10 protein-coding genes and 2 pseudogenes are annotated in these 10,935 nt (G+C 41.5%); 11 read left to right on the forward strand and 1 reads right to left on the reverse strand.

The features are described 5' to 3' along the window. From ACM0OY_RS37935 to ACM0OY_RS37965, 7 genes and pseudogenes are all read left to right on the forward strand, one after another. On the forward strand, positions 1-212 hold a 212-nt coding region (locus tag ACM0OY_RS37935), incomplete at its 5' end, for a phosphopantetheine-binding protein (protein ID WP_414573871.1). Between the two features lie 962 nt (positions 213-1,174). Continuing rightward, on the forward strand, positions 1,175-1,636 hold the full coding sequence (locus tag ACM0OY_RS37940; RefSeq protein WP_414573872.1) for a hypothetical protein: 462 nt from the start codon (positions 1,175-1,177) through the stop codon (positions 1,634-1,636). A 73-nt stretch (positions 1,637-1,709) separates the two neighbouring features. Beyond that, a pseudogene (locus ACM0OY_RS37945) lies at positions 1,710-1,879 on the forward strand (IS701 family transposase); the annotation flags it as partial. A gap of 226 nt (positions 1,880-2,105) precedes the next feature. Continuing rightward, positions 2,106-2,896 (forward strand): IS5 family transposase gene (locus tag ACM0OY_RS37950; protein WP_414573873.1). Its coding sequence is split into 2 segments (ribosomal slippage): positions 2,106-2,445 and positions 2,445-2,896, totalling 792 coding nucleotides; the frame shifts between segments, so codons are not numbered across the junction. Positions 2,897-3,273: 377 nt separating this feature from the next. Further along, positions 3,274-5,991, forward strand: coding sequence for a TnsA endonuclease N-terminal domain-containing protein (locus ACM0OY_RS37955; RefSeq protein WP_414573874.1), 2,718 nt, complete (start codon positions 3,274-3,276; stop codon positions 5,989-5,991). Next, the gene (locus tag ACM0OY_RS37960) at positions 5,991-6,425 is read left to right on the forward strand and encodes an AAA family ATPase (RefSeq protein ID WP_414573875.1); all 435 of its coding nucleotides are present in this window, start codon (positions 5,991-5,993) and stop codon (positions 6,423-6,425) included. The genes ACM0OY_RS37955 and ACM0OY_RS37960 overlap by 1 nt, the downstream gene beginning before the upstream one ends. Beyond that, entirely contained in the window at positions 6,410-7,165 is a 756-nt protein-coding gene (locus ACM0OY_RS37965; RefSeq protein ID WP_414573876.1) for a hypothetical protein, read from the forward strand. The genes ACM0OY_RS37960 and ACM0OY_RS37965 overlap by 16 nt, the downstream gene beginning before the upstream one ends. Positions 7,166-7,240: 75 nt before the next feature. On the opposite strand, the pseudogene ACM0OY_RS37970 reads toward ACM0OY_RS37965, so the two are convergent. Continuing rightward, a pseudogene (locus ACM0OY_RS37970) lies at positions 7,241-7,585 on the reverse strand (hypothetical protein); the annotation flags it as partial. Positions 7,586-7,779: 194 nt separating this feature from the next. Between ACM0OY_RS37970 and cas3 the strand changes: the two are divergent. The 4 genes from cas3 to ACM0OY_RS37990 form a co-directional block, all read left to right on the forward strand. After that, entirely contained in the window at positions 7,780-9,159 is a 1,380-nt protein-coding gene (gene cas3 / locus ACM0OY_RS37975) for a type I-D CRISPR-associated helicase Cas3' (protein WP_414573880.1), read from the forward strand. Positions 9,160-9,233: 74 nt separating this feature from the next. Further along, on the forward strand, positions 9,234-10,052 hold the full coding sequence (gene cas6 / locus ACM0OY_RS37980; RefSeq protein ID WP_414573877.1) for a CRISPR-associated endoribonuclease Cas6: 819 nt from the start codon (positions 9,234-9,236) through the stop codon (positions 10,050-10,052). Positions 10,053-10,095: 43 nt separating this feature from the next. Continuing rightward, positions 10,096-10,689, forward strand: coding sequence for a CRISPR-associated protein Cas4 (gene cas4, locus ACM0OY_RS37985; RefSeq protein WP_414573878.1), 594 nt, complete (start codon positions 10,096-10,098; stop codon positions 10,687-10,689). A gap of 42 nt (positions 10,690-10,731) precedes the next feature. After that, positions 10,732-10,935: CRISPR-associated endonuclease Cas1 (locus ACM0OY_RS37990; protein ID WP_414573879.1), on the forward strand; the 204-nt coding region annotated here is incomplete at its 3' end.

Consider the following 10,935-nt stretch of genomic DNA (forward strand, 5'->3'; position numbering starts at 1 on the left):
ATGATAACTTTTTTGAATTGGGCGGCGATTCAATTCTTGGTATTCAAATTATCTCCAGAGTACGAGAGCTATTTCAAGTGGATCTGCCGTTGCACTACGTCTTTGAATACCCAACTATTGCAGACTTTGCCACTGCCGTTGAACAAAGCCGTCAAAATGCTGATGAGCATCTTGAAATCCTACCACTAACCCGGATTCATAACAAAAACTGAGAAAATAGGGGTCAAAAACTGCTAAAACTGATAGGGTGATCATTGGTGACAAGTTAAGGAAAAGAAAAAATTGTCAAGGGTAGTATTTGCAAAGGTCAAAAATAGTGAGAAATTCAATCTAGACAAGTAATTGAGCGATTGAGTCCAGCCATGACCCCCAAAATCGAGATTTAGGTATTATCAAACAGAAACGAAACCCTAATGTTAAGTTAATTGTCGCTCCTTTTCCCGATCTTCAACGAGGGTCTGACCAGTTTTTTTTCAACAATTCTCTGAAAGCCTCTTGACAAAACAGTTACAGGCTTAACTTGTAACCAATGTACTTATCCCTTCCTAATTCTACTAACTAATTGGCTCCTAGCTTGACCATGAATACGAAAGCCAAGCCAAGTACAAAACGGCGTTGTTCCGTGAATAGGGAAAAATGGTAAATTTTACTTGTCCCCATTTCACACCCACTTTGAAACTGGGCTGCCAGTTTGATCATGAACACGAAAGCCAAAGCCAGCTATAAAGTTTGTAACTGGAAAGAATACGATTCAGCGCTAAAGCTTCGAGGCAGCATTACTTTCTGGGTAAATGAGGAGGTGGTCGAGCAATGGCGAAACGAAAATAAAACCGGACGAAAGGGAGCCTCCATTTATTATAGCGACGTTGGGAACGATTCAATCGGTATTTCATCTACCGGGACGACAAGCAGAGAGGTTTTCGGAGCAGGGCGGCCGCGTAATGTCAATAAGTAAAGTCTATTCTCAATAGAGCTAAAATTAATGTCATTAACTCTTGCTTATTGCGAAAATTTTAGGCGACCGCTTTGGGGCTTCAAAAATAATCAAGCGCGAAAGGAAAGATTTTTTCGTTGGTTCTTAACCTACGTTGTGATCAAGAGTAATTTAGATGCGTTTGCCCTAAGACTTTGGCAAACTATCTAAGCAAAAGTTGAAAAAAAAAGGATATTTACAATGAGTACTGAAAAATCTGGATTCAAGGAAGCATTTGACCTAATTTTTGAACAAGTGAGAGAGGATATAAAGAGTAATTTAGTTGCGGCAGAAGCAGGCATCGTACTACCGGAGTCCACAGCAGTAAAGGAACAGCTAAAAATATCCGGAACTGCTGACGTTTATGAAAGTCTGGATGAAAATGGGAATTATCATTTTGAAGCGTCACAGTATCTGAGGGGAGGAACTGTAATACTAACAATAACGATATTATCACCGGATAATACATATACTGCCAAGCTATGGTCTAGTGGTGGGGGAGGTAGACAATGGGACAATATGTATATCAATCAAAAAGAATCAGCAATTATAAATATGAATTTCTGGTCGAAGACAACGGTCAAATTAGAGGTGCATGCTAGTAGGGCGAGAAACGTAGGATTTTATGCACGTATAGGCTATACTAAGCTAATCAGCCTTTAACCCTCTTCTGTCACTTTCCGGGTATTCTGAATAAAAGAAGAAAAAAAGAAAACCCTAAAAGGAAAGCGGAGCAATGGATGTAGAGTTACAAATCCTGAAACATTTAGCCATTTAGCCAGAGATGCTCCCCCAACAGTTGCGCTCGTAGATGAATATTGTGCAGAGTATAAAGACCTGTTCAAAGAAGTAAGAAATTATGAATGCTTTAAATATTTACACTTAGGAATAATTTCTCCAATTAAGTAAGTGGGCATCAAAAAAGTCAGCTATGTTAAGATATATAATACGGAGAGTGCATCTATAAGGTGATTTGTGTATGGGCGCACGTTTAAGGGTATTTTTGACTCAAGAGCAAGACCAAACCTTGCTAAATCTTAGAGACTATTTATAAAGTAAATATAAAGGCAAATAGGAAAAGACTGTTGGAAAGATAGGATACATAAAATATAGTGTATTTACATAGCTACTCATGGCACGAAAGTCTTACCCCACAGACTTAACTGATATGGAGTGGGAAATCTTGGCCCCATTGATTCCAGCAGCCAAAGCAGGAGGGCATCCACGCACAACAGATATGCGTGAGATATGCAATGCTATCTACTATCACTTAAAAACGGGATGCCAATGGAATATGCTTCCAGGGGAGTTTCCACCCAGTTCAACAGTTTACAGTTACTACCGCAAATGGCAGCGCAAGGGAGTCTGGGAAAAACTAAACCATACACTGCGCGGCCAAGTTCGCACAAAACTGGGTAAATCAACACAACCTACCGCGATCGCCGCAGATAGTCAGTCGGTAAAAACGGCTGAAAAAAGGGGGATGTGTACGGCTTTGATGGTGGCAAGCTAGTCAAAGGAAGGAAACGCCAGACAATCGTTGATAGCCTTGGTCTCTTGCTCAAAGTGGTTGTGAGTGAAGGCAATGCCCCTGAAAGATTGCTTGCTGCCTATGCTTTGATGGAACTGGTGGAGGAACGCCCAGAATTATTAGAAAAAGTTGAAGTTTTATGGGTTGACTCTGGGTATGACGGTGATAAGTTTGCCCTGGCTGTTTGGTTGATGATTCAAGCTCATGTTGAGGTCATGCGCCGTGCTGGTAAAGAGTTTGAAGTTTTACCCAAGCGTTGGGTAATAGAAAGAACATTTGCCTGGTTTAACCAGTACCATCGTTTGAGTAAGGATTACGAGCGTCTCCCTGAAATGAGCGAAGCTGCCATATATGCCGTTATGACTCGTATTATGTTACGTCGTCTAGTATGACTTGAATGAAAAAATGAGCTAATTGTGAACCATAAAATGAGCCATAATTAACGACAAAATAAGCTTTATGGGAGAAAGCGAAATAAAACTTTGCAATCAAATAATGAGCTAAAGTAGATTTTCTGCACCATAATATGAACATAAGTTGAAAAAACCGCTAAGGACAAAACCCCAATCAAACAAACAGCTTTTAGCAGTATAAAAATCAACTTTCATCCCAAAATATGATTCAAAATCACCAAGATATGCTTCACTCCTCCCGTAATCAGTAATATAGGCTTGTGTAGTGAAACCCCAAAACTGCCTTTAAATATAGGGTTTTGGGGGGAGTGAAGAAAAAAATCAGCACAAACACACACCTATCACCTGTGGCATCAATGAACTCCTCTGAATTTGACCAATGGTGTTCCCAACAGCAACTAACGGCACAGACAAAAGACCTAATTGCCACAATCAGGTCAGCCCCACCCTCACGGAGAGTACAAGGACGCGCCAAAAACGTCAGCGGAGTTTACCCCAGCCGGAAAATGGGTCAAACCATCCAATTTGAAAGCCACACCGTAGAACTGTGGGCAATCTACCAAATGGAACACGACCCAGACGTATTAGAGTTTTACGACCAGCCACCCCCCTTCAAAATCCAGTACCAAAACAAAACAGGGCGAAAAATAGGTCACTACCATACCCCAGACTTCTTCGTGTTGAGAACGTCGGGAGCAGCCTGGGAAGAATGGAAAACCGAAACCGAACTCAAACGACTAGCCGAAAAATACCCTGGACGCTACCAAAAAACTGCCGACGGGAAATGGCACAGCCCACCGGGAACAGCCCATGCCTCTTCTTATGGACTCAAATACCACATCCGCACCGATAGCGAACTGCATCCCATCTTCACCCAAAACCTCATCTTCCTAGAAGACTATCTGAGATTCAACACCAACATCCCCCAAACCATCACAGAACAAATACTCACCGCAATCCAAGCCAACCCCGGAATCACCATAACCGCCACACTTGCTTCAATACCCGGAGTCAGAGCTAACGACATCTACGCCATGATAGCCACAGAACAACTCTACGTAGACCTGTATGCAACACCCCTAGTAGAACACTGGCGAGTACAACTATATCCAGATCAACAAACCCATCAAGCCTACATACATCTAGCCATAACAACACAGCATCATCAACAAATACCCGCACCCGCAGCACTCTTACCTTCCACAATCCTGCTATGGGACTCTAAGCCCTGGACATTAGTAAACTTTGGCGAAACTACCACCACACTCCTACCCGAAATTGGACAACCCATCCAAATACCAACAGCATATTTCCTGCAACTATTGGAAAGCGGCAACATCAAAATTCAAACCTCAGAAAAACAAGCATCCATCAATAATGCAGTCCAAGCACTTATGGATGCCGCCTCTCCGAGCGACCTCAGCCAAGCAAATCACCGATATCATCTAGTACAAGCCTATATTCAACGCCACGCAGATATCTACAAAGATATTCCTGCCAGTACCTTGAAACGATGGGTAAAACAGTTTCGAGAAGCCGAAACCAAGTATGGTTGCGGTTACGTTGGTTTACTGCCACCTACAAACAGTAGAGGAAATCGTCAACCCAAAGCACCCACAGGTGGTAGCGAATTACTAAATAAATTTATTACTGAACACTTCGAGACACCAAGACAAGCACCAGCAGCTTCAGTATATAGGTTATATGTAAGAGCTTGTAACGAATTAAATATACAACCCCTAAGTTCTCGTACCTTTTATCACCGCCTCAAACAGCGACCAATCCACGAACAAACCAAAAAACGTCAGGGCGCAAAAGCCGCATACCCAACAGAACCAACAATCTTAGAACTAGCCCTAACCACGCCCCGACACGGAGACAGACCCTTTGCCATCACCCACATTGACCACACCCAACTAGACATTGAACTACGCTCAATCGCCACAGGACGGAACTTAGGAAGACCTTGGCTAACATTACTCATTGATGCCTATTCCCGACGTATCCTCGCCCTTTATCTCACCTTTGACCCACCTTCTTACAGGTCTTGCATGATGGCACTACGGTCTTGTGTCCAGCGATTTGGTCGTTTTCCTCAAGCCGTAGTCGTAGATGGAGGCAAAGAATTTCATAGTATCTACTTTGACACCCTACTAGCACGCTACCACTGCATCAAAAAAACCAGACCCGGTGGCAAACCACGTTTTGGTTCAGTCATTGAACGATTATTCGGCACAACAAATACCGAGTTTGTATACAACCTCTTAGGTAACACCCAAGCCAGCAAACAACCACGACAAATTACTTCCTCTGTTGACCCCAAACAACAAGCCGTGTGGACATTGGCAGATTTATATACTTACCTCACTGAGTGGGCATACACCATTTATGATACCAGTGAGCATGATTCCCTGGGGGCAACACCATTGCAAGTTTATACCGATAGATTGCTGATAGCGGGGGAACGAGAACACCGACACATCGCCTACAACGAAGACTTTCTCATGGCCACACGTCCCAGTACAGCTAAAGGAACGGCTAAAGTCCAGCCGGGACAAGGAATTAAAGTCAATTACCTTTATTACTGGAGCGATGCTTTCCGTAATCCCGCCGTTGAGAAAACCAAAGTTCCCGTGCGCTATGACCCCTTTGATATGGGTGTAGCTTATGCCTATCTGGAAGGACGTTGGGTAAAATGTATTTCCCAGTATTACAGCACCTTTGTGGGACGTACAGAGAAAGAAGTGCTGTTAGCCGCAGAGGAAATCAGAAAAAAAGACAAGGGTAATTCCGTTAGTACGAATATCTCAGCTAAACGATTAGCGGATTTTATTGCCAAAGCGCAAGAGCATGAAACGCTGCTATTGCAAAGATTACGGGATTTAGAAGCCAAAAGTGTACGGGAAAATTTAACATCTTTAGGACAAGGTGTACCGTCTGTTTCCCCCCTACAAGTTATACCACAGTCCATAGCAGTCCCACCCAACAGCAAAGATATCGCCATTCGACATGAGTCGGAAAATGTCCAACTTTTGGATGTCACAAAACTGCCTATCTTTGAGGAATACAGGTAATGTCCAACTGTTTTAGCGGGAATCTTTCAGAATTAGCACAGTCCCAACTCAACCAATTTAAAGAATATGCGATATCTCATCCCCAATTGGCGCAAGTGGATATGTTGCTGATGGGTGCAATTCGTGAACCGGCGGGGTTTGCTCATGTCCTGGTGTATGGCCCTTCTGGTGTGGGAAAGACGACAATGATTCGGCAAATTACTAGACGCTTAAGTGGGACTATTGTTGACCAGAATAGTGTTCTTTCGTCTGGCTATCGCAATGGTAATGTTTCTCCAATGCCACTGTTACTGGTAGAAACGCGACCTCCTGATGGTGGGGTGTTTAATCGCGCTGATTATTACCGCACAGCACTGAGGTTGTTAGGAGAGCCATTTTATGAGCGGCGGATGATGGTGGATATTGATGCCGAGCAGACTTGGGAGAAAAGCTGACTTTGGAACGGTTGCATGAACATACTCTGTCGCTGGCTCAGTGTGAGCGGATGGCGATAGAGGCGACTGAGGGAGAACAAAAACTTTGTTATATGGAAAGTCGCCGCGAACATTTATGGCATTTGTTACAGATGGGGATGACTTCGACTTCTGTTCCTGGTGGGATTGTGGATTTATCACCTCTAGTAAAGTCTACTGTTGCACCTGTTTCTTCTTCTGCTACCTCTAAATCAACTCGAAAAAAACGTTCTGACCCAGAGACGGTACAGGCTGATACTCCTAATCCAGTTTCAATGGCTAGTAGCCCGGAACCAAAGAAGAAGCAAACTCGAAAAAAGAAGGAAGCCCCTGTGGCAGTTACGGAAACAATGCAGGACAGCCAAGAAACAACGCAGGATACTCAAACTTCTATGACTGAGGTAGCATTCGTACAAACTCAGCCTAAGAAAAGACAAACTCGCAAGAAAAAGGAATCTCCTGTGGTGGTAACGGAAACGACACAGCATACACTCAGTTCTGTGACGGAGACAGCAGAAGTGCAAACCTCACCCAAGAAGAGACAAACACAGCATAAGAAGGATACTGCTGTAGTTTCAGAGGAAATGCCACAAGCTACACCTTCTAAGAATGAGGTAATATCTTTAACAACTGAGTCGGAAAATGTTGAAGCAGTTCCCAAGAAAAATGGACGTAGAAATGTTGGACAACGCAAGCCACAGCGAGATCAGGTTGGGGAGTAGGTAGAAAATTTACAATCTTTTGCTCAATAGAGTGATGAATTGATTCAGAGCCTTTTGGGTTGTTTTGTACTTCTAGGATTGTTTACCTAATTTTAGTTCCTGTAACACTTGGTCTCGTAAAACTTCAAGTTCTGTCATGTTGGGCGGTGTTGGTGTATGCGTTTGAGCCATGTCTGGTTGTTGAGCTTGATTCTTATTTCCCCGTGTAATACACGGAAAGGGGTCAACTTCAACCCGTGTATTACTTGGTAGGTCGTTGCTTAGAGCGATTTCTTCTAAATAATCTGCCCTTGTCATTCCTAAGCACTCAGCGGCGATCCCCAATGCTTTCCAGGTGTCATCAGTCAGTCTCAATGAGCGGACTTGACGATAATCATCGTTTTTGAGGGTAAATTTCCCTTGAATATCTCGTCTCAGCATAACCTTTACCGTGTAATACAGCGTTAGGGTAACAAAACCGTGTATTACATGGAGAAAGGAGTTTTCTACTTTCACTATTTTTGCGAAGTATAAAATGAATATCTGTTTTGTGAAGCATAAAGTGAGCTAAAAGCCCATTTTTTCATTCAAGTCACATCTAGCCGTCTAAAGATTTACTTTATAAATGGTCTCTAATTCTTGACTCTCTTGATAATATTAATTGTCTATCAGATTTACTTCGACAGCAAGGAATTGGTGATTACATTGGGCGTATAACTGGCCCTGCACCCAAAAAAGATAGACAAAGGGCTATGCAGTGTCAAATTATTTTGGCCACTAGCACTGTAGATGTAGGATTTAACTTTCAAAGACATTCTGAACCGAAACGGCAAAATTTAGATTGGTTGATTTTTTCAGCACGCGATCGCGCCGCATTTTGGCAGAGAATTGGTAGAGTAGGGCGTGTTTTGGGTAAATCTGAAACTAATATTCAATCAGAAGCTATTGCTTACTTACCTGCTAACGCTTGGGAAGAAGGTTTAACTTCTTTAGATACTACTGGGGGACGTACAGCGCTAAAAGAGGTACTTGATACACTTCCTTGTTTGGATAAGCCTTTTTTAACAGCTTACTGGCGTTCAGAAGCATCTCTAGAAATCGCACGTCCTTTATCGGAATTTGAAGAAGCTTTGCAAAATCTTTCAGGTGCTGAATTAATTCCTAAATTATTTGAGACTCTACAATCTGTATTGGGAGGAAATCACACTTGGGAAGACTATCGTTATAGAATCAAAGTTTTACGAGGTGCTGAAAACATTGCTAAAGAGTCTTTAGAAAAATTAAAAAAAGATTGGAAATATATCAAAGGCGGTCAGGCTTTCGTCAAAACCTATATCAAGGTAAAGTCTCCTGAAGAGTCGGATGATTTACAAGCTGGACGCATAACCTTAGAAGCATACGAGGATGTGTTTAAAAAACATGAAATATTAGCTGAACTAAAAGAATTTGCTGAGGTTTTTAGTACAAGCTATGCACCATTATTTAGCTTTCGTTATAGTCTCTTTGAAAATTTGCCAATTCGTGACCCGCATAATTTAGTTGCAGATGAATCTGAAGAAACACAGTTAGAACCTTTTCATCTATTACGTTATTACGAATTTGCTCAAAATGGTGACTTTATCGAAATCAAAAGTCGTGCTACCGAAACCTATAAACTAAGCTTTAGAATGCGTTATATTGGTAGCCGACAAGAGTTTGTTAATACGCAGCTAAATAAACTAACAGCTTTTAAAAATTGTAAAGTTATCCGTAGTATTGGAGAAGCAGTACGACCAACGCCTGAATTACAGGCATTATCAAAATACTTGTTACCAGGAGTAATTATTTGTCCCAGAGCTAATGCTGCTGCTATTTTCCAATTACGTAAACAAGGAATTATTTCCTATCCCATAAATATTGTTTGCAATGATGGTGAAAGACAATATGAGTTTTTAGCAGGATTGTCAGGAATCTTAACAATGGCAATGAAGTTTAAACAGTTACGTCTCCCAGATGATGAAGTTTTTATTGCATGATAATAGACTTCCAAGTAATAAAGTTCTTGTATCAATGGTACGAAAATGCTTAGTCTAGATTAAGAAAATAAAGTATGCCTCACAGCCTTGTCCTTAACCTCATTCCCGAATCTCCGATTTATCCCGATTTTTTGACTGGTAGACATCTCCACGCCTTATTTCTGAACCTTGTCAGTTTTGTCGATAAATCTTTGGGAGACTATCTGCACACCTCTAAGGCAGATAAAGCCTTTACTCTCTCACCATTGCAAATACAACGACAACACAAACAATCTCAACATATCTTGCAAATTAGTCATCAAAAACCAATTCCGGCTGGTACTACCTGCTGGTGGCGTATCTCCTTGCTTGATGACACCTTATTTAGCAAGCTGACTCCACTATGGCTGAATCTTAACCCCAATCGCCCTTGGCATTTGGGTTCTGCAAATTTGCATATTACCAGTATTGAAGGCACGCCCCAATCAATCCAACCTTGGGCTAATGCTTGCAGCTATACACAATTGTATGAGAAAGCATCAGATAGCGATTGCACCCTCAATTTTACCATTGCTACACCTGTATCATTTCGTCAAGGTGGATATGATAACGTTCTCCCCGTGAAAGAATCTGTTTTTAACAGCCTCCTTAGTCGCTGGAACAAATATAGTGATAGAGAAATTTCTGGTATTCCCATTGAATCAATTTATGCAAGTGCTTTTGATATTAATACTGAGGTTATAAGCAACTATGAAAGTAAGTTTATAGGTTGTGTTGGCAACATTAGCTATCGAATTTTGGGAGATGTTGAAACCTTGGCAATTAAGCAAATTAATACCTTAGCCAATTTTGCCTTGTATGCAGGATTGGGGCGTAAAACAACGATGGGGATGGGGATGGTACGCCGAGTATAAAATTTTTGATTTTGGATTGTGAAATAGCTAGTTAATCAAAGATATGAATGAAAGTGATTACATTCCTATTGCTGCTTTAAATCAATATGCTTACTGTCCACATCGCTGCTGGCGAATGTTTTGTGCAGGAGAATTTATTGATAATCAATACACAATTGAAGGTACAAGTTTACACGATCGAGTTCATACAGTTGGTGAAGGAAACCGCGAAGAAACTTGGCAAATAAGGGCGATTTGGTTGAAATCCAATAAATATAACCTCATCGGCAAATCAGATTTAATTGAATTAGAAAATGGTGAATTGTATCCAATTGAGTATAAACGAGGGCGCAAAGGCGAATGGGATAACGATGAATTACAAGTTTGCGCTCAAGCCTTGTGTTTAGAAGAAATGACAGGTAAATCCATCAGTAATGGTTACATCTATTATGCACACTCCCACCAACGTCAACTAGTCGAGATTTCAGAACAATTGCGTCAAAGTGCGATCGCTACTATTGAAGCTGTGCAAACACTGTTAGTTACAGATGCAATACCTAAAGCTATCAAATGCAAACGGTGTGATGGATGTAGTTTATATTCTCACTGTCTACCACAGGCTGTAGAAAAAGTAGGGCGCTATCAAGAAGATAGCTGATTGTAAGTTTTTCAGCAATAAAAACTAATTTGGGAGGAAATTATGGGTACAGTATATGTCACTCAAGAAGATGCTTTTATTGGTAAAGTCGATGAACGGCTCCACGTCAGATTTGATAAAAAGACGATTTTGGATGTCCCATTAATCAAGGTGGATGGTGTTGTAGTTTTAGGACGAGCAACTGTTTCGCCAGCAGGGCGAACGCATCTAAATGTAGTACATATATACTTAAAGAAGCTTAATCGC

This window comes from Nostoc sp. CCY 9925 (assembly GCF_963920935.1).
Taxonomy (GTDB): domain Bacteria; phylum Cyanobacteriota; class Cyanobacteriia; order Cyanobacteriales; family Nostocaceae; genus Nostoc.

Coding starts and splice junctions, on each gene's coding strand:
- cas6 (WP_414573877.1), top strand. CDS start 9,234: ATGCCTCACAGCCTTGTCCTTAACCTCATTCCCGAATCTCCGATTTAT.
- cas4 (WP_414573878.1), top strand. CDS start 10,096: ATGAATGAAAGTGATTACATTCCTATTGCTGCTTTAAATCAATATGCT.
- ACM0OY_RS37940 (WP_414573872.1), top strand. CDS start 1,175: ATGAGTACTGAAAAATCTGGATTCAAGGAAGCATTTGACCTAATTTTT.
- ACM0OY_RS37960 (WP_414573875.1), top strand. CDS start 5,991: ATGTCCAACTGTTTTAGCGGGAATCTTTCAGAATTAGCACAGTCCCAA.
- ACM0OY_RS37955 (WP_414573874.1), top strand. CDS start 3,274: ATGAACTCCTCTGAATTTGACCAATGGTGTTCCCAACAGCAACTAACG.